Annotated in this window: 18 protein-coding genes; 7 read left to right on the forward strand and 11 right to left on the reverse strand. The window is 61.5% G+C overall.

Features of this window, described 5'->3' with window-relative positions; all coding sequences use genetic code 11:
* Window positions 1–131: 131 nt before the first annotated feature.
* The 4 genes from phoR to WBR25_RS15115 form a co-directional block, all read right to left on the reverse strand.
* Complete coding sequence (gene phoR / locus WBR25_RS15100; protein WP_005338413.1) at window positions 132–1,427, reverse strand: phosphate regulon sensor histidine kinase PhoR; 1,296 nt, start codon at window positions 1,425–1,427, stop codon at window positions 132–134.
* 8 nt (window positions 1,428–1,435) lie between these two features.
* Window positions 1,436–2,125: a phosphate regulon transcriptional regulator PhoB gene (phoB, locus tag WBR25_RS15105; RefSeq protein WP_479748504.1), complete on the reverse strand. Its 690-nt coding sequence runs from the start codon at window positions 2,123–2,125 to the stop codon at window positions 1,436–1,438.
* A gap of 101 nt (window positions 2,126–2,226) precedes the next feature.
* Window positions 2,227–2,637: a VOC family protein gene (locus WBR25_RS15110; RefSeq protein WP_479748506.1), complete on the reverse strand. Its 411-nt coding sequence runs from the start codon at window positions 2,635–2,637 to the stop codon at window positions 2,227–2,229.
* A 130-nt stretch (window positions 2,638–2,767) separates the two neighbouring features.
* Entirely contained in the window at window positions 2,768–4,447 is a 1,680-nt protein-coding gene (locus WBR25_RS15115) for a sigma-54-dependent Fis family transcriptional regulator (protein WP_479748508.1), read from the reverse strand.
* Between the two features lie 236 nt (window positions 4,448–4,683).
* On the opposite strand from WBR25_RS15115, the gene exaC reads away from it, so the two are divergent.
* Complete coding sequence (gene exaC / locus WBR25_RS15120; protein WP_005358870.1) at window positions 4,684–6,201, forward strand: acetaldehyde dehydrogenase ExaC; 1,518 nt, start codon at window positions 4,684–4,686, stop codon at window positions 6,199–6,201.
* Window positions 6,202–6,281: 80 nt separating this feature from the next.
* Here exaC and WBR25_RS15125 read toward each other — a convergent pair whose 3' ends face one another.
* Complete coding sequence (locus tag WBR25_RS15125) at window positions 6,282–7,067, reverse strand: helix-turn-helix transcriptional regulator (protein ID WP_064338498.1); 786 nt, start codon at window positions 7,065–7,067, stop codon at window positions 6,282–6,284.
* Window positions 7,068–7,300: 233 nt separating this feature from the next.
* On the opposite strand from WBR25_RS15125, the gene WBR25_RS15130 reads away from it, so the two are divergent.
* Complete coding sequence (locus WBR25_RS15130; protein ID WP_118854185.1) at window positions 7,301–8,200, forward strand: DMT family transporter; 900 nt, start codon at window positions 7,301–7,303, stop codon at window positions 8,198–8,200.
* 76 nt (window positions 8,201–8,276) lie between these two features.
* Here WBR25_RS15130 and WBR25_RS15135 read toward each other — a convergent pair whose 3' ends face one another.
* From WBR25_RS15135 to WBR25_RS15150, 4 genes are read right to left on the reverse strand one after another with little or no spacing between them, the layout of a single operon-like run.
* Window positions 8,277–8,972, reverse strand: coding sequence for a response regulator (locus WBR25_RS15135; protein WP_005338420.1), 696 nt, complete (start codon window positions 8,970–8,972; stop codon window positions 8,277–8,279).
* A 3-nt stretch (window positions 8,973–8,975) separates the two neighbouring features.
* Window positions 8,976–10,544, reverse strand: coding sequence for an ATP-binding protein (locus WBR25_RS15140; RefSeq protein ID WP_479748511.1), 1,569 nt, complete (start codon window positions 10,542–10,544; stop codon window positions 8,976–8,978).
* A 17-nt stretch (window positions 10,545–10,561) separates the two neighbouring features.
* Entirely contained in the window at window positions 10,562–12,112 is a 1,551-nt protein-coding gene (locus WBR25_RS15145; RefSeq protein ID WP_100654283.1) for an NAD-dependent malic enzyme, read from the reverse strand.
* A gap of 23 nt (window positions 12,113–12,135) precedes the next feature.
* Window positions 12,136–13,452, reverse strand: coding sequence for a 2-hydroxycarboxylate transporter family protein (locus WBR25_RS15150; RefSeq protein WP_479748513.1), 1,317 nt, complete (start codon window positions 13,450–13,452; stop codon window positions 12,136–12,138).
* A gap of 986 nt (window positions 13,453–14,438) precedes the next feature.
* On the opposite strand from WBR25_RS15150, the gene WBR25_RS15155 reads away from it, so the two are divergent.
* The 5 genes from WBR25_RS15155 (at window position 14,439) to WBR25_RS15175 (ending at window position 18,529) form a co-directional block, all read left to right on the forward strand.
* On the forward strand, window positions 14,439–14,951 hold the full coding sequence (locus tag WBR25_RS15155) for a MarR family transcriptional regulator (protein WP_064337040.1): 513 nt from the start codon (window positions 14,439–14,441) through the stop codon (window positions 14,949–14,951).
* Between the two features lies 1 nt (window position 14,952).
* On the forward strand, window positions 14,953–16,008 hold the full coding sequence (locus WBR25_RS15160) for an HlyD family secretion protein (protein ID WP_043818894.1): 1,056 nt from the start codon (window positions 14,953–14,955) through the stop codon (window positions 16,006–16,008).
* Entirely contained in the window at window positions 15,998–17,095 is a 1,098-nt protein-coding gene (locus WBR25_RS15165) for a DUF2955 domain-containing protein (RefSeq protein WP_213390061.1), read from the forward strand. Before WBR25_RS15160 ends, WBR25_RS15165 begins: the two co-directional genes overlap by 11 nt.
* Before the next feature lie 171 nt (window positions 17,096–17,266).
* Entirely contained in the window at window positions 17,267–18,031 is a 765-nt protein-coding gene (locus WBR25_RS15170) for a substrate-binding periplasmic protein (RefSeq protein WP_371178194.1), read from the forward strand.
* A gap of 141 nt (window positions 18,032–18,172) precedes the next feature.
* Window positions 18,173–18,529 (forward strand): MliC family protein, encoded by a 357-nt coding sequence (locus tag WBR25_RS15175; protein ID WP_005338437.1) that lies wholly within the window; start codon window positions 18,173–18,175, stop codon window positions 18,527–18,529.
* Between the two features lie 56 nt (window positions 18,530–18,585).
* On the opposite strand, the gene WBR25_RS15180 is transcribed toward WBR25_RS15175, so the two are convergent.
* Both WBR25_RS15180 and WBR25_RS15185 read right to left on the reverse strand, forming a co-directional pair.
* Window positions 18,586–18,978, reverse strand: coding sequence for a TonB family protein (locus WBR25_RS15180; protein ID WP_479748515.1), 393 nt, complete (start codon window positions 18,976–18,978; stop codon window positions 18,586–18,588).
* A 177-nt stretch (window positions 18,979–19,155) separates the two neighbouring features.
* The gene (locus WBR25_RS15185; RefSeq protein WP_005343870.1) at window positions 19,156–19,326 is read right to left on the reverse strand and encodes a YqaE/Pmp3 family membrane protein; all 171 of its coding nucleotides are present in this window, start codon (window positions 19,324–19,326) and stop codon (window positions 19,156–19,158) included.
* Window positions 19,327–19,331: the final 5 nt, after the last annotated feature.

The following is a 19,331-nucleotide window of genomic DNA, read 5'->3' on the forward strand; positions in this document are numbered from 1 at the left end:
TATCTGACCTGGCAGTGACAAATTTATGGATTTAATGTGACACTTTAATGACATGGCGACAGATTTGAACAAATGAAAAGAGGGCCCGTTCAAAGGCCCTCTTTTTGCAGCTAACTCATTGCCATAAAAGACTATTTAATCACCACCATCCGGCTCGGGATGAGAAAGCTGAAGCGGCTGCCAAGGCCGACCCGGCTCTCGATATCGAGCTGGCAGTCGTGATGACTGAGGGCATGCTTGACGATGGCAAGGCCCAAGCCTGAGCCGCCGGTATGGCGCGAGCGTGCCTTGTCGACCCGATAGAACCGCTCGGTCAGCCGTGCCAGATGCTCGGGGGCAATCCCCTCCCCTTCATCGCTCACGGCAAACAGCGCCATCGCCCCCTGCTTGCGCCACTCCACGGTAATTTTTCGCCCCGCCGGGGTGTAGTGAATGGCGTTGTAGACCAGGTTGGAGACAGCACTGCGCAGCTGCTCCTGATCCCCGCGCACCAGAAGATTGGGCTGCACCACAAATTCGAGCTGGTGGGCCCGTTCGCCCGAGAGAGCTCGCGCCTCCTGCTCCAGCAGCCCCAGCATGGCAGGCATGTCCACCAGATGGGAGAGATCCACGGTCGGAGCCGCCTCGATACGGGAGAGGGTGAGCAGCTGATTGACCAGATTATCCATCCGGATGGTCTGCTCCATCATCACCCGATGCGCCTTGGCCCACATGGCGGGCGGGGGCGGCTCCTCGGTCATCTCCAGATAGCCCTTGAGCACGGTCAGCGGGGTGCGGAGCTCGTGGGAGACGTTGGAGACAAAGTGCTTGCGGGTCTTCTCGAGACTGCGCAAGCGGGTGACATCCCGCACCACCAGCATCGCCTGATCCGAGGCGTAGGGCATGATCCGAAACTCGAGAAACTTCTCCTCGTTGACCGGGGAGTGCATCTCGAGGGGCTCGTCATACGCTCCCTTGCCCAGATAGGCGTTAAAGGCCGGATTGCGAATGAGGTTGCCGATATGCTGGCCGGCATCCTCCGGCCAGCGAAAACCGAGCAGTTGCTCCGCCAGCCGGTTGCACCAGAGGATGCTGCCATCGGTGCGAAACACCACGGCGGCATCGGGCAGCGCCTCGGCCCCCTCCCGGAAGCGGCGGATCAGCCCCGCCAGCTCGCGGCGACGGGCGCGGTGACGCTGCTGCAGCTTGTAGATACCGTTGAAGATGTACTCCCAGCTGCCATTGCCGCTGGGGGGCACCAGGCTACGGTCGTGCCACAACCAGTCAGAGAGCCGCTTCTGGAAGCGATAGTGCCAGCCCAGATGCAACACGGCCGCCACCAACAGGCAGAGGGCAAGATGATCAATCAACCAGCCAACCAATGCGAAGGGGGCGTAAAAAAACGCCATTCGCCACAACTGTCGCCGCCAGGCGTAAGGTTGCAACATAACTGCCTCTAGAGACGGGTTGAGAAGCGGTATCCGGCTCCACGCACCGTCTGGATCAATCTGTCGTGCCCTGTATCTTCAATCGCCTTGCGCAGGCGACGAATATGCACATCCACGGTTCTGTCCTCGACGTACACATTGGTACCCCAGACATTATTGAGCAGCTGTTCACGGCTGTAGACCCGCTCGGGGTGAGTCATGAAGAAGTGAAGCAGCTTGAATTCGGTCGGCCCCATGTCGAGCGCCTTCTCTTCGGCACTGACCCGGTGGGAGACAGGATCGAGTTTCAGCCCCTGCACCTCGATCACCTCGTCCACCGAGGTGGGCGACACGCGGCGCATCACCGCATGGAGGCGAGCGGTCAACTCCTTGGGCGAGAACGGCTTGGTAATGTAGTCGTCGGCACCGGCCTCCAGACCACGCACCTTGTCCTCCTCTTCACCGCGAGCGGTGAGCATCACCACCGGGATCTGGCGCGTCACCTCATCCTGCTTGAGCTGCTTGATAAACTGGATGCCACTGCCGCCCGGCATCATCCAGTCGAGCACGATGAGTTCGGGGTAGGGTTCGCGCACCTTCGCCAGTCCATCGGCGTAATCTTCCGCTTCAATCGTCTCATATCCCTTCTGCTCCAACACGAAGCAGAGCATTTCGCGGATCGGTGCTTCGTCCTCGACCACCAGAATTCGCTTAGCCATTCCCTTCTCTCTCCTCTGTGAAGATGGGTGCGCCAATTATTAGAATTTTCTGTGACACTTTTATGACTTTATGACAGGCGGGATGATAAACGTTTTCAGATTCAGTTGGCAGCAGTACGTTGCAACAAGTCCCACCGGTTGCCGCTGATATCCTCAAACACCACCACGGTGCCATATGGTTCATCGCGGGGCTGTTCACAAAAATGAACACCGTACGCCTGCATACGCTGGTAATCCCCCCAGAAATCAGTGGTCTCGAGGAACAGAAATACCCGGCCACCGCCCTGCTGGCCGATGGCGGCCTGCTGCTGCGCATTGGCCACTTGTGCCAGCAGCAGTGCAGAACCGGAGGCACCTTTGGGGGCAACCCGCACCCAGCGCTTGCCCGGTTTGCCCGGCTCGTCGAGCCGGGTGTCTTCCAGGAGCACAAAGCCAAGTCCCTCGGTAAAAAAGCGAATGGCCTGATCGTAATCAGCCACCAGCAGGGTCAGCGCCCCTATGTGTTGTAACATGGCAGAAAATCCCCAACGGATGAGTCAACGGGCGCAATGCCCCCGGCAAGGGCGCATCATATCGGCTGGATGGGCAGGGCTCCAGTTGTCATGTGCGTCTTGAAAACGACCGATGAGGGGGAGTGAGCACTCAAGGCGCTTCGCGCAGCGTCCGGTAGAGGGTGGTGCGGCTGATCCCCAGCTGGCGCGCGGCCTCGCTGACGTTGCCGCCGCATGCCGCTAGCGTTTGCTGCACCTGCCGCCGGGTTTGTTCACGCAAGCTGGTCGCCTCCCCCATCGGCAAGACGCCGGGCTCTGTGGCCACACTGGGCAGATGCAGGTGGGCGGGTTCTATCCAACCCAACCCCTCTGCCAGCACACAGGCCACTTCCAGTGCCTGCTTGAGCTGGCGCACGTTGCCGGGCAGCGGATGGGCCAGCAGCTGTTGCTCCGCATCGCGGGTCAGGCGCAGGGTCGGGTCCATCTCCGCCAACAGTCGCAGGATCAGCTCCAGACGCTCAGCGGCAGGCCAACGGCGCAGCGGCATCAGCTGCTGGCGCCAGCCGCAGATTCGGTAATAGAGGTCTTCGCGAAATGCGCCACTCTGCACCATGGCCGCCAGATCCCGGTGGCTGGCACTGACCAGCCAGAAATCCACCGCCTCCGGCTTGTGACTGCCAACCGGCGTCACGCAGCGCTCCTGCAATACCCGCAGCAGTCGGGTTTGAGCCTGCAGCGGCAGTTCGCCAATTTCATCGAGCATCAGCATGCCGCCGTGGGCTGCGCGCAGATAACCCTGACTGCCCTGGCTGCGGGCACCGCTGAAGGCCCCGCCCACATAGCCAAACAGCTCGGCTTCCACCAGATCTGCTGGTAACGCGCCGCAGTTGACGCACACCAGTGGCTGCTCCCGCCGACTCGACGCTCGGTGCAGGGCCCGCACCAGATGCTCCTTGCCGCTGCCGGTCTCCCCCTCGATAAGCAGCGAAATGCCGCGCTCCAGCATCTTGAGCGGCACCTGCTGCGGAGGTAGCACCGAGCTTGAGTGACCCGGCAGGACGGCGCGGGAAGGTGTCGCGTCCGCTTCTGGCAACAGCCGCAAGCCACGCCCCTCGCGCAGCAGTTGCCTGCCATCGAAAGGGTGCTGGCCGAGCCAGAGCCGGCCTGCCCGGTTGGCGCCGAGCAGTTCCCCCTCCTCTCCCAGCAACAGGCGAGCGGACCAGAGGCTCTGGGGATCGAGATCCACCAGCCATCCCGGCTGACGTGCCAACAGCGCGTTTTCGAGGGTCATGGCCAGCAGCCGCACCGTGCCCAGCATGTCGCCATCGTGATGGGCCGCATCGGTGGAGATATCGAGCCCCCCGAGCAATTGCCCATCCGGCCCGAGCAACGGGCAAGCGCTGCAACTGAGGAAGCTGTGCTGGGCGAAGAAGTGCTGATTGCCGAGCACCTGCACTTCACTCTGCTCGGCCAGCGCAGTACCGATGGCGTTGGTGCCCTTGCTCGCCTCACCCCAGCGGGCGCCACTGCGCAAAAAGATACGCTCGGCATGGCGGGCGAACCCCTCATCACCACTGGCGGCCAGAATGGCCCCCTCACCGTCACACAACAACAGGCGACAGGGGCGACCCGCCAGCAACTGGGCAAACAGCGGCAGCACAAAGCGCTGGAAGCAGGCGATCAGCCCCCTGTGCTGCTCCTGACGGGCCGACAGCTCCCCCTGGGGCAGCAAGTCCAGATCGGCGCTCTGCTGGCGGCTCAGCCCCTGATACAGGCAGCGCAGCCAGGAACGCTGGATCGGACCGGGACCGGGTTGAAGTGACTCACTCATCACGCCTCCTGTTCACAAACAGCACGACTGTCTCGGCCACTGTCCAGAAACGGTACAGTTTTATCGCAATAGCCGTGGTCATTGGTTAACCAAGATACGCCGCTACACCCCATTTGATAACGTTTTTGTAACCTTTTGCCTGCTGGTCAGACCCTTTGGCACGCCCCTTGCGATATCAGCTGCCAACCGGTCTGTCAGCCAGTCCGGTCAGGATCACACACATAAAGGATGATGAGATGATTTATACCGCTCCCGGTCAGGCAGGTGCCCTGGTCAGCTTCAAGTCCCGTTACGACAACTTCATCGGTGGTGAGTGGGTGGCTCCTCGCGCCGGCCGCTACTTTGAAAACATCTCGCCGGTGGATGGCAAAGTATTCTGCGAGGTCGCTCGCTCCGACGCCGCCGATATCGAGCTGGCGCTGGATGCCGCCCACAAGGCGTTCACCAGCTGGAGCAAAACCAGCGTCACCGAGCGCAGCAACCTGCTGCTGCGCATCGCCGATCGCATCGAGCAGAACATCGAACGGCTCGCCATCGCCGAAACCTGGGAGAACGGCAAGGCGGTGCGTGAAACCCTGGCCGCCGACCTGCCGCTGGTGGTGGATCACTTCCGCTACTTCGCTGGCTGCATTCGTGCTCAGGAGGGCTCGGCCGCCGAGCTGGATCAGAACACCGTCAGCTACCACTTCAAGGAGCCCATCGGCGTGGTCGGCCAGATCATCCCGTGGAACTTCCCGCTGCTGATGGCCGCCTGGAAGCTTGCCCCTGTGCTGGCGGCCGGTTGCTGCAGCGTGCTCAAGCCCGCCGAGCAGACCCCGGTCACCATCATGCTGATGATGGATCTCATCAAGGACATCCTGCCTGCCGGCGTAGTCAACGTGGTCAACGGCTTCGGCGCCGAGGCAGGTCAGGCTCTGGCCACCAGCAACCGGATCCAGAAACTCGCCTTTACCGGTTCGACCGAAGTGGGCGCCCATATCCTGCGCTGCGCAGCCGACAAGCTGATCCCCTCCACCGTGGAGCTGGGGGGAAAGTCCCCCAATATCTACTTCGCCGACGTGATGCAGCACGAGAGCAGCTACATCGACAAGGCGGTAGAAGGGATGCTGATGACCTTCTTCAACCAGGGGGAAGTGTGTACCTGTCCCTCCCGCGCGCTGGTGCAGGCCAGCATCTATGACGACTTCATGGACAGGGTGCTGGCCCGTGCCCGCACCATAGTGCAGGGCAACCCCCTCGATACCGCCACTCAGGTGGGGGCACAGGCGTCTCGCGAGCAGTTCGACAAGATCCTGGGCTACATGGAGATCGGCCGCGGCGAAGGGGCCAAGATGCTGATCGGCGGCGGCCCGGCCAAGGTGAGTGGACTGGAGGGGGGGTTCTACATCCAGCCCACCATCTTCTCCGGTCAGAACAAGATGCGGGTGTTCCAGGAGGAGATCTTCGGGCCGGCACTCGGGGTCACTACCTTCAAGGACGAGGCGGATGCTTTGGCCATTGCCAACGACACCCAGTACGGGTTGGGTGCGGGCCTGTGGACCCGCGACAGCAATCTGGCCTGGCGCATGGGGCGTGGCATTCAGGCTGGCCGGGTCTGGGTCAACTGCTACCACGCCTACCCGGCACACGCCGCCTTTGGCGGTTACAAAAAGTCGGGGATCGGCCGCGAGACCCACAAGATGATGCTGGACCACTACCAGAACACCAAGAACCTGCTGGTAAGTCACGACATCAACCCGCTCGGCTTCTTCTAGCGCAAGCAGATGTCATCAGAAAGGGCGCCTGCGGGCGCCCTCCTTGTTTTGCTTCATCAGATGACATGTCCGGCAATTTGTTATCGGGCTGACTGTAGGCGATAACGCTGGGGGGAGCAGCCCAGCTCCCGGTTGAACATGGCGATAAAGGCCGAGGTGGAGCCGTAACCGAGCCGCCAGCTGATCTCCTGAATGGGCATGTCCCCCTTGAGCCAGGCCAGCGCTTTGAGAAGCCGCAGCCGGGCCCGCCACTGACCGAAACTCATCCCCAACTCCCGCAGGCAGCGCCGCGCCAGGGTGCGCTCTGTGGTATGCAGTTGTCCGGCCCACTGGGCCAGAGTTCGGGGATCGGCAGGATCGCTGTGCAACGCCGCCAGCATGGGAGCCAGCAGCTTGTCCTGACTCATCGGCAGGTAGCTCTCCTGACAACGGGTGCGCGCCAGTCGCTCCACCAGTAACTCGGCCTGGCGCTGATCCCACTCATCCGCCATATGGCTTACCCGTCGTTCGCAAAAATCGCTCAGCAGGGCGCGAATAAGTGGGGTAAGCAGCAGCAATCTGGGCTCTGGCGGCAGCTTGGCCGCCAGCTCGTGGCTGACGTAGATGGAGGTATAGTCGAGGGTCTGCTCGTTGTAGGAGGTGTGGTCGAGATCCGCCGGCACCCAGATAAGGTAGTCGGCAGGGGCCACCAGTCGCTGATCCCCCAGCTCTATCTCCATGATCCCCAGGCTGATCATGTTGAGCTGGCCCCAGGGGTGGGAGTGCAGCACGGTCGCGCTGTCGGCCAGCATCTGCTGGTAACTGAAATAGAGCGGATTGGGAGCGGGCAGAACGACATCTACCGGCTGAAAGTGGTGAGTGGCCATTAGCGCCCCTTGTCAGCGAGAGAGAGGAGCAGGCGTGATACAGCGCCCTGTTGGCTCGGTCTCCGGCACAGGTCAAAAGCAGCCATCAGTTGCGGGCAGACGCAGCCCGTGTGGGCCGGAATAAGGTGCATCAGAAAGAGTTGTCTTTTCTGCTGGGTCATCTGTCTGTTTTACGCTACTTGATAATATAAAGACAAGGTTAGACTTGGCCCCCTGTTAATAAGGAGCCTCTGATGCGAATCTTTTCCCCTCTTCTCTTTCCGCTGATGGCTGTGCTGATCTGGGCTACCAATACCGTGGTGTCCAAGGCGGCCGCCAGCGTGCTCGACCCCGCGGCTATCTCCTTCTATCGCTGGGTGATTGCCGCCCTGGCGCTGACCCCCTTCTGCCTGCCCACCCTCTGGCGCCGCCGTAGCGAGGTTCGACCCTGGCTCGGCAAGCTGCTGGTGCTGGCGGCCCTCGGTATGGTGCTCTACCAGTGTCTGGCCTATTACGCCGCCCACAGCACTTCGGCCACCAATATGGGGGTGATCGGCTCCCTCATTCCACTGCTCACCCTGCTGCAAGGGGCGCTCTTCTTCGGCCAGCGTCCCGGCAAACAGGCACTGCTCGGCATGAGTCTCTCCCTGTTCGGGGTGTTCTGGCTGCTTGGCAAGGGCGAACCACTGGCCCTGCTCCATAACGGCATCAACCCGGGGGATGGCATGATGTTGCTGGGCTCCGCCAGCTATGCCCTCTACGGCCTGCTGATCCGCCGCTGGCACCTGCCGTTTGGCCCCTGGCTCAACCTCTACATGCAAATCCTGCTGGCCGTACTGCTGCTGGTGCCGCTCGCTCTCAGCGCCGACTCGATGGTGGTGCCAGCCGAAGGGTGGGGACTGGTGCTCTTCGCCGGGCTCGCCTCCTCCCTGTTGGCGGCTTACTGCTGGATGCGCGGCCTCGCCTGCATGGGCGCCGAGCGCACCTCGGTCTTTATGAACCTGATGCCGCTCTGTACAGCGCTGATCGCAGTCGTCGGTCTGGGCGAGCCGATCCATGGCTACCACCTGCTGGGTGGCGGGCTGATCCTGGGCGGGGTGATGGCCTCCCAGCTGAAGGGGCGTGCGCCGGTAGCAGAACGGGAAGCCGCCTGAGAACCAACATTGTCCGGAAACAACAAGGGAGCCCATGGCTCCCTTGTTGTTTCTACAATGCACGCCAGTGAGCATCTCAACCGGCCCGGCGCCAGCGGTAGCGCCGCTCCGGCCGCCCCCGCTGACCATAGTTGAGATCCACATCCACCCGGTCTTCCGACTCCAGATACTCCAGATAGCGGCGCGCCGTGGTGCGGCTGAGGGAGAGTCGCAGCGCCACCGTGTCGGTGGAGAAGACGTTCTCCGGCTCGCCCGCCAGCAGATCCAGCACCTGACGCAGGGTGATGCTGTCGATCCCCTTGGGAGTGACACGCATCTCCTTGATCTGGGAGCGCCCCCCCTTGCCCAGCAGCTTGTCGAGATCTTCCTGCTCCAGCCGACCCCGCTCGCACAGACGGCTGTGCAGTTGTAGGATCTCGTCCAGACTCTGCTGAATGCGAAACAGCCGCAATGGTTTGATGACGTAGTCATGAACCCCCAGATTGAGGGCCTGCTGGATGGTCTCCACATCCCGCGAGGCAGTCACCATGATGACGTAGGCTTCGCGGTTGTGGCTACGCAGGCGGCTCACCCACTCAAGGCCGGAGCCATCGGGCAGGGAGACATCCACCAGCAGCAGTTGGGGCACCACACCGGCCATCATGGCATCGGCCTGGGCCAGGGTGCCGGCCCGCCCCAGCAGGGAGAAACCGGGTGTCGCCGCCACCAGCTCTGACAAGATGGCACCGATCCGATCGTCATCTTCAATAACAAGCGTGATTATTGGGTCCATGGCTCACATTAATTGGTTTTTATTCAAGTAGATACCAAACAGGGTGGTCTGCTCGGCGGTTCGCCGCCATTCTATCACACCCTCGTGCCGACCCACTGTCTCCTTGACCAGGAACAGACCCACTCCGTGATCGCCGCTCTGGCGACTCACCCCGTAATCGAACAGGTGATCGGCCAGCGCCTCGTCGACCCCCTCGCCGCTATCTTCCACCTCGATCACCAGTCGCCGCCCCACATCACACAGAGAGAGCAGCACCCGGGGCGGCCGCTGCTGGCGGTTGCGCCAGGCCGCCTGCAGACCGTTATCCAGCAGGTTGCCAATGAGGGTAATGAGATCGGCCGAGACCGAGGCCGGATACTCCGCCAGCGCCGAATCGGGATCGAGCTCCAGGGTCACCCCCAGCTCGCGGGCCCGGCTGAACTTGCCGAGAATAAGCCCCGCCACCGGCTTGTTGTCGATCAGCCGCAGCAGCTCCTGCAGCATGGTCTGGCACGCTTCGTTCTCCTGCTGGATAAGCTCCACCGCCTGATCCACATGGCCCAGCTGCAACAGGCCGGAGAGGCTGCTGAGCTTGTTGGCGAACTCGTGGCTCTGCATCCGCAGCATCTCGGCATACTGGCGCAGGTGGGTCACCTGCACCCCCAGACTGGCGGCCACCTCCGGACGGCTGAAGATCAGCAACCGCCCCGGCGCCTTGCCCTGCACCGCCTGCCAGCGGCCGACGAAGGACTCTCCCTGAATGGTAAAGCTCACCTCGCCCCCCTCCTGCTCCAGACAGGGGGCGAGGGGCGGCACCAGCTCCGCCAGCGACTGCCCCTGCAGGGCATGGCGCCCGGTGACCGGCAGCCGCAGCTGATAGCTGGCGGTGCTGTTGATCATGTTGATATTGCCGCGGCCATCGAGGGCAATCACCCCTTCGGTGATGTGCTCCAGCACCAGATCCTGCAGGGTGAAACGGCGCACGATCGCCTCCGGCTCCAGATCGAGCAGGGTCTTGCGCAGCAGGTATTGCACCCAGAGCGCCAGCAGCAGGCCGCACCCCAGCACCGCCACAATGGCGCAGATGAGCAGGGCCACCCGCTCCATATAGATGCCCTCCACCTGCTGCATCAGGTAGCCCACCACCACGGCCCCCATGACGCGCCCATCCCCGCCAACCACCGGGGAGAAGCAGCGGATCGCTGGCCCCATGGTGCCCCGATCCTTGGAGCAGTAGCTGCGCCGCTCCTGCAGCGCGGGCCAGATATCCTCGCCGCGAAACTTCTGCCCCACCAGCTCGGGGTTGGGGTGGCTGAGGCGGCGACCATGCTCATCGGTCACCACCATATAGGTGGCGTCGGTGCGGTTGCAGACCGCCTCCACATAGTCGCGCAGGGTAGGATCACTGCCCTGACGCAGAGCCTCGACCACCCGGGTGTCCGCCGCCATGACCCGTGCCAGATCGCTCCCCTTATCCTGCAGATTGCTCTCCAGCAGATGACGGATAAAGAGGGCCAGCAGGCTGCCCAGAATGAGGATCAGCAGCAGGGAAAGCCCAAGAGAGAGGGTGACCAACTGGTGGCGAAGTTTCATGCACATACCTTAAAACGTCAGGACGCTGCCCAATAGTGCGGATGCCACCAGGTCTGGTCAATCAAAGGTGCCGGATCGCCGACAAAATCGGCCAATCCTTCCTCGCGGGCACAGAGTGCCACCGCTCTGGCGACGGCGCGGGCCACCTCTCCCACCTGCTCGATGGGGGGTAGCAGCCTACCCGCCACCAGCGGATAGGCGCCGACAGCCCGCACCGCGGCCAGCAACATGCCATCGCTGATGCGGCGCGCCTTGACGGCGCAGGCACCGAGACCAATCCCCGGGAAGACATAGACATTGTTGCACTGGGAGACTACCCGCCGCTCGCCCGCCACCGTCACCGGCGCAAACGGGCTACCGGTCGCCAGCAGGGCGCGGCCATCTGTGGCGGCCCACACCTGCTCGGGGGTAGCCTCGGCGCTGCGGGTCGGGTTGGAGAGTGGCAGGATCACCGGCTGCTCGCACACCTCCCCCATCGCCTGCAATATCTCGCAGGTAAAGAGGCCACCCTGACCGCTCACGCCAATCAAGACCGCCGGGCGCACCTGGCGGATGGTCTCCAGCAGCGAACTGCTCCCCTCCTCCACGGCACGGGCAAATGGCTGTTGGGCGTGGGTCAAATTGGGACGATCGCTGCAGACCACTCCGTCCTGATCAAACAGCCAGACGCCGTCGTGACTCCCCGCCAGCTGGGCCAGCATGGCGGCGATGCCGCAACCGGCAGAACCCGCGCCGACGATCAGCACCGGGGCATCGCACAGGGCGGTACCCGCCTGCTGCAACCCGGCCAGCACGCAAGCGGAGGCGACCGCCGCCGTGCCCTGAATATCGTCGTTGAACATGCAGAGCTCGTCCCGATAACGGGTCAGCAGGTTGGCGGCATGCTTGCCGGCAAAGTCTTCAAACTGCAGCACCACCTGCGGCCAGCGCTTGCGAATGGCGGCCACCACCTTGTCCATGAAGTGGTAGTAGCTCTCGCCGTCGATACGCGGGGATTGCCAGCCGAGGTAGGAGTCATCCTCCAGCAGCTCGGGGTTGTTGGTGCCCACATCGACACAGAGCGGCAGGGTGCGCGCCGGGTTGATGCCGCCAGCGGCGGAGTAGAGCGCCAGCTTGCCGATACAGATCCCCATACCACCGATACCGAGATCACCGAGCCCCAGCACCCGCTCGCCGTCGGAGATGACGATCACATCCACCTCCTGCTCTACCGACTCGAGGATGTCGTCGAGATCGTCCCTGTCATGCCAGGAGAGGTAGAGGCCGTGGCTGCGCAGATAGAGATCGCTGTGGCGCTGGCACGCCTCCCCCACCACCGGGGTGTAGATGATTGGCAGCAGCTCCGGCAGGTGGTGGCGCACCAGATCGTAGAACAGCACAGGGTTGTCCTCCTGCAGCTGGCGCAGCAGCAGATGCTGGTCAAACGGACTCTGCATGGCGCTGACCAATCGGTAGATCCGGCGCCGCTGCTGGGAGAGGGACTCCTCCTTATGCGGCATGCGGCCCCGCACGCCCTGACGCTTGCGCTCGGCATAGGGCAGGCTGGTGCCCATCATGATGTCGTTCATTTTGTTTGTTCCTCAATCCGGTATCAGGCGAGCAGGGAGATAAGGGCGGTGGCCAAGATCAGCATCACGGCGCCGCCAAGGCGAGAGGAGATCTGGGCAAAGGGCATCAACTTCATCCGCTGGGCCGCCGAGAGCACGGCTACGTCGCCGGTGCCGCCCATGTTGGCCATACAAAGTCCGCCGGTGATGGCCGCCTCGATGGGATAGAAACCGATCATCCGGCCCACCAGCGCCGCGCCGAGGGCGCCACCGATCACGGTGACCATGACCAGCACGAAGTAGCTGATGGAGAAGGCGCTGATAAGCTCCGGAATACTGGTATAGGCGACGCCGATCCCCACCAGCAGGGAGGGAGTGAGGTTGCCCACCACAAACTGATACCAGTCGGCCGCCGCCTGCTCATAACGGCGCGGCAGCAGGCCGCTCACCTTGATAAAGGCGACGGCCAAAATCATCAGGGCGAAGGGGTGCATGGGGATAAAGTTGCCAAGCAGGGAACCCAGCACAAACATGCTGGAGCTGATAAAAAGCCCCATACCCAGACTCTGCAGGGTCGGCGCTTCGGCCTGCTCATCGGCAATGCTCTGGCTACTCTCTTTAACCATCAGCTTGCCGTTGCCGGTCAGGGAGGGATAACGGCGACCGAGCCGCGCCAGCAGGGAGCCCACCAGAATGGCCAGGGTATTGGCGATCACCACCGCCGGTACCATGCGTGACAATAGGTCCGCACTGGACATCTGCATCGGGCCGGAGAGGATCTCCACCAACGGCACCGCACCGGCGCCCATGCCACCGCCCATGATGGGCAGGCCGATCAGCAGCACCGCATTCTTGAAGCCATACCCCATCAGGGAACCGACCAGCCCCACGCTCAGCAGTGCCAGCGTCACGCCGCCAAGAATGACCGGCAGGTAGCGCATGGCGGCATTTTTCAGCAAAGCGCCGCTCATACCGAACACAGAACCGGTCACCAGACTGGCGATAAAGAAGTTGAGAAAGCCTCCCTCCTTCATGAAGTTGGTGATGACCTGCCCCGCCTGCACCGGCAGCAGCTGGTATTCGAACAGGGCGGCGCCGCCAAAGATGGCGAGGATGGTGCCGCCCCCCAGATATTCACGGATCGGCATGAGCCGCTCCCCCAGCTCGGTCAGTAGGGTGCCCAGCACGAACATCAGCGCCAGCGCACCGACCATGCCCAGCGGCAGCGAGCCATTCCAGCCGGAAAAGAGAACACAGGTTGCCAACCCCAGAAATATAAAGAGCGGCATACCGGCAATTTGTTGGCCGCCCATAAAGGCGGCCTTTTCTTGTGTGGTTTGTAGGGGAGAGAGGTTTTTCATTGTTATGTACTCTGCGTGTGATTGTGACCGCTACTTTATTGATCCCCCTCACTCCTGTCGGTTAGCCAGACTGCAAAGCCATATAAAAACATTAAAAACTTAAACATCATGTTGCCGCTAACGTGCGCAGCACAATAGAACACCAGACATCCGATACCCGACCAAGTCAGGAAACAGGGTGATAAAACTAGCGACCATAATGGCGGATATTTGGATGATCAGCAGTAATAACGATGCGATGATCTCCCCTCTTCGTGAAAATAACAGAGCCAGATAACAAGCTCTGCGACCATTTATCGTCACAGCTCCTCTGAGTGATAATCAGCGGGCCATGTCATCACCATGACGCGAGTGCCACGACTTGCCACATCAGGGTTTGAGTCGGCGTGCAGGAAGCACGCACGATGAAAAATGGTGAGGAGAAAGATGCAAAAAGGGGAGATTGAAATAGTGATGAGTCAAGCCAGCGAATACCAGAGCACTGGCTTGAACTCACAAGGATCACACACGGTCAGGTCTATTCTGCCAACAGCAATGGAATATTGGCGGGGTCAAAATCATGACTGATATCGGTACTTCTGATAGCGCCTTCCCGATTCACGCCATGGTGTGACTCTGCACCATATTCCCCATCACTCAACAGCGCTTCAATTGCCAGATACACACATCCACTGTCATATCCATCCACAACCCGTTTCCCCCTTGTTTTATAACCCCATCAATATTAGCGGATAAAAAAAGAGCTGCTCGCTGAAGCTGAAAATTTCATGAAAATAACCACCGGATATCCTCCATTCACGGCGTAATATCCGAATCGGCAAGAGAGCCTCGAGTGGATCAGCCCCGAAAATAATATCAGGGGCTCGAATGCTGCTAACTCGCACCAGCGAAAGATCCGACCAGAAACATGATCCGCATCACACTATTTACTTAGCCTGCTAAACAAGTATGATGCTTAGCAGGCTAAGTACATTGAGGATGAGAAGATGACGGATCTGGAAAGGTTGCGCGAGCTGTCGCTCGCCGAGCAGATAGCGCGGATGCACCGGCTATGGCGTACTGCCGCCGATCTGGAGCTGGCCCCCCTTGGCCTCACCCATCCCCGCTGGACCGCGCTGTGGAAACTCTCCCGCATGGGGAGCCATGTCAGCCAGAAGACCCTGGCCGAAGCCCTCGAGATAGAGCTCCCCTCCCTGATGCGCACCCTGGGCCAGCTGGAAGAGCAGGGTCTGATTGAGCGCCACTGCTGCAGTCAGGACAAGCGGGCCCGCATCGTCTGTGTGACCCCGGCCGGCCAGACCCTGCTCGATCAGATCGCCGACCGCATCATGAATATCCGCCGGGAGCTTCTGGGGGGCATTGACGAGCAGACCCTTCAGCTGTTTGAAGCCACGGTGCAGCGGATCTCGGCCAACGCCCTCAGCAAAATTGAACAACACCACGACCGACAAGCCGGAGGCGATACAAGCCCTCCCGAGACCGACACAGAGAGAGAATAAGATGACTCCGGATCAACAATTTACCCGCTGGATCAAATGGTCCATGGCTGGCTTTGCCACCTTGTTTGCCTATTTTCTGATAGCCGACCTGCTGATGCCCCTCACCCCTCAGGCGATGGCGACCCGGGTGGTCACCAAGCTGGCCCCCCAGGTGAGCGGCAAGGTGATCGAGGTCGCCGTTCACAACAACCAGCAGGTCAAGAAGGGGGATCTGCTGTTCAGGCTGGATCCGGCCCCTTTTGAACTGGCAGTGGAGCAAGCCCGCCTTGCGCTGGCGCAGGCAGAGCAGCAGAACAGTGAACTGGATGCCGCCCTGACCGCCGCCGTTGCCGAGATCAACGCCAAGGAGACCCTGGCCAGCCAGAAGTGGCGCGAGGCTGAGCGGATCGATGCGCTCTACCAACGTCACATGGTTTCGCTGCAACAAAAAGATGAGGCTGACAGCGCCCTGCGCAGCGCCCAGGCCAACCTGCGCGCCAGTCAGGCCAAACTGGCCCAGATCAAGGCCAGTCGTGGCGTGACCGGTGAGGACAATCTGTTGCTGCGCCAGGCCCGCAACAAGCTGGCGCAAGCGCAGCTGGCCCTCTCTTACAGCCGGGTCCACGCGGATCAGGATGGCACCATCACCAACCTGCAGCTCAAGCCGGGCAGTATCGCCAGCGCGGGCAGCCCGCTGCTGGCGCTGGTGTCGGAACAGGTCGATGTCATAGCCGATTTTCGGGAGAAGAGCCTGCGCCATGTCGGCGAGCAAACCCGCGCACTGGTCGCCTTCGATGGCGAGCCGGGTCAGCTCTATCCTGCCCGGGTAAGCAGTCTGGATGCCGGAGTGAGTGCCGGTCAATTTGATGCCAATGGTCGACTGGCCGCGCCGGTGGAGTCTGATCGCTGGGTACGGGATGCCCAGCGGATGCGGCTGCACCTCGAGCTGGAGCAGCTCCCCGATCATCTGCCAGCCGGGGCCCGGGCCACAGTGCAACTGCTGCCGGACAATGCCCTGACCGCCATGCTGGCACGGGGCCAGATCCACCTGCTCAGCCTGCTCCATTATGTCTACTAACCACGCCACTCACCCGTCGGCCAATACCGCCCCAGCACACCCCGCCGGTGGTGCTGCCGCTCACCTCTGGTATCGGCCCCTCACCGGCAACGAGCTGCGCCAGTGCCTGCGCATCGCCTTTGGCTGCACCACGGGCTTTTTGCTCTGCAAGCTGTTTGGCTGGAATTACGGGGTCTTCTATACGGTCACGCCGGTGCTGCTGCTGGGGATGGTGCCGGTGATGAATGGCCATGCCGCGCGCCAGCTGATCGCGGCGGCGGTGGTCTGTGGGGTGGAGGTCGGGCTTCTGGGGGGGCTGTTTGGCAGCCATCCGGCGCTGATGACCCCCATCGCCTTTCTGCTGTTTCTCTACCGTTTCGCCGCCATGTCGCGGGGCAGCCTGTTTCTGTTCGGGGCCAACGGGGTGCTGAGCCTCAGCATCATGCTGCACTTTGCCAGCTATCCGCAGACCGACCTCAACGACCTGATCCTCAACAATATCTGGGCGAGCGTGCTGTCGGTGCTGATCGCTTACCTGATGACCATGCTGATCCCGGATGTGGAGGCCAGACCCAAGCCCGCCTCGGCCCCCAAGGCGCCGCACCGGATGCGCCATGAAGCCCTGCTGGGTGCCACGGTGGCCACCCTGTCGTTTCTGGTATTTCAGGTGTTTGACCTGCGCGACTCCATGTCTGCCCAGGCCACAACCCTGCTGGTGCTGTTCCCCATGCATTGGAACGGTGCGCTGAGTTATGCCCGCAAACGGGCGATGGGCACCTTGCTGGGTGTCACCTTCGGCTTGCTCGGCCAGTTGCTGCTCTATGACTGGTCAGGGCAACTGCTGCTGGTCGCCCCGTTACTGTGGCTCGGCGCCATGCTGTTCAGCCATGCCCACGTCAAGGAGGCAGGCGGCTCCGGGGTCGGCTTTGGCGCCCTCACCACCCTCGGCATCCTGTTTGGCCAGTACCTCACTCCGGGCAACGATCTGGTGTTCAGCGCCCTCTACCGGGTGAGCAGCATACTGTTTGCCATCGTGGTCACCCTGCTGGCCTGCTACCTCGTCCACCGGTTGCTCAACCGCTTCGAGGCGACCCGCTTCGGTTATTGATTTCCTGTTGTAAGCACTGTTGTCAGCCCATGGATGAGCTCTCTTTCGCCCCGTCGCCTGCCGGGGTGTTTTTTTTCTCCCTCGTGTTCCTCCCTTGTCATCCCCCCACCACCACAGCTCAGCGCAGAAGTACGGCTATGCTTGTAAGGCTGCTGTCGATGAGGTGTACCTATGGTCGCGTTGTTAAAAAAATGGCTGGTTTGTCTGGTACTGTTGGCTACCAGCCCGCTCGGGGCCACCCCGCTTGTCATTGGCGCCGAAGATGACTGGGCCCCCTACTGCGAGCGCGACAAGGACAATGAGGATGACCAGCCCCACGGACTGGCGCCTGAGCTGGTCAAGGCGGTGTTCGCCGCCGAAGGGATCGAGATTGTCTTTCGCACCCTCCCCTTCGCCCGCTGCATGCACGATGCGAAAAGCGGCAAACTTGCGGGGTGCTTCAACGCCACTATCACCGAAGAGAACCGCTACCAGTACCACTGGCACGATACCCCCATGTTCGAGGAGGATCTTGCCATCTTCGCCCTCGCCAGCGAGCCGCAACGGGATCTCAAGCTCACCTCGCTGGAGGGCAAGCGGGTGGGCATCACCCTCGGCTACACCTACCCTACCGATTTTATGGAAAACCCCAGGATCACCCGCTTTCAGGCCAAATCCGATGCCCAGATCCTCGAGATGCTGGTACGTGGCAGGGTCGACTACATCCTGATGAACGGCATGCCGGGCTACCTCAAGATCCAGCAGAAGCAGCTGACCGGCAAGGTGGTCAAGGTTGGCAAGCTCTCCACTGATGGCTTCTGGCTCGCCTTCTCCCGCCACCACCCGCAAGGGGAAGCGCTGGCCAAACAGTTCGAGCAGGGGCTGCAGAAGATCAAAAACAACGGCATCTATGAGACGCTGATCCGCCAGTTTGAAACCAGACTTGGCCTCTACTGATGGCGATGCCTTCCTGATTGCACCCTCTCATACTCGCGTGGTATGCCGGACAGCCAGCGACGCACCGAATGGCCGTGCGGATTGCACAATAACGGCAACCTGTTAGGCTCACGCCCGTATGACACCAATGGAGCTGTAATCATGAATAAGGTACATATGATGGCCGCTGGTGCGCTGGCCCTCGGCCTGCTCGCTGGCTGCAATCAGGGCAATACCCTCTCAGTCACCGGTGGCGAACCGGTCAGTTACCAGTGCGAGCAGGGCAAGAAGGTGCAGGTGCGCTACTTCTCCCTCTCCGACGAGAGCCTCAACTTTATCAAGCTGTCACTGCCGGACGGCAAGGATTACACCCTGCCCCAGGCCATTTCGGCCTCCGGCGCCCGCTATACGGACGAACATGAGGCCGTCTGGTGGAACAAGGGGGATGAGGGCTTTGTCGAGCTGCGGGATCAGGATGGCGAGTGGCAGACCGCCTACAACGACTGCAAACAACAATAAACGTGACCCCGGCCTGGCCGGGGTCTCTCTTTCTCTGGCATCAGAGTGGTGGGGGATCAGTTGATCTCGATTTCGAAGCGGTTGGTCACCTCGACCGGAATGGCATCCGGGTTGCCCTCTGCCGGGCTATAGCGGATCCGCGAGAGGGCCGCCAGCGCGCTCTGCTCCAGCTCGCCGGGGGGCTCGGCCGCCACCACTTCCGGCTTGACCGGCGTGCCGCTGGCGTCAATTTGATAGCGAACTTCCACATACCCCTTGACCGGTTTGGCCGGCAGGGCGGGCTCGTCATTGCCAAGCCATGACCACTGCTTCTCCTGAACCCAGTAGCTGGACAACTGCTCGAGAGGGATAGCGATCGGAGCGCGCTCTTGCGCTACCTCCTGACGGGATGAGCACCCCAGCAACAGTGTCACTGCCAGACCTGACCATACTGCGACTTTCCACTTCATGTAACGCTCCTTGTTCTTTGCCGGTGCTTGTTGCCGGACTGCGGGCCGCTCAACACGCGCCCTTTTGGTCAGTCACCCATCCTAACGAAAAAGTATTCGTATGAACATGAACAAAAGGGCCAACCCCGAGAGGTTGGCCCTTTTATCATCAATAAGCTCACTAACCATCCGCTGGCATCAGCCGCGCTTGTCGCTCACCACCAGCCAGAGCGCATGCACCATGCCAGGCAGACCGCCCAGCAGGGTCAGCACTATGTTGATTAAAAAGTGCAGGCTAAAGCCCACCTGGATAAACGCACACACAGGGGGCAGGAAAATGGCCAGCAGGATCTTGAGCAGATTGTTCATCTCGG

The organism is Aeromonas sp. MTB (assembly GCF_056632455.1).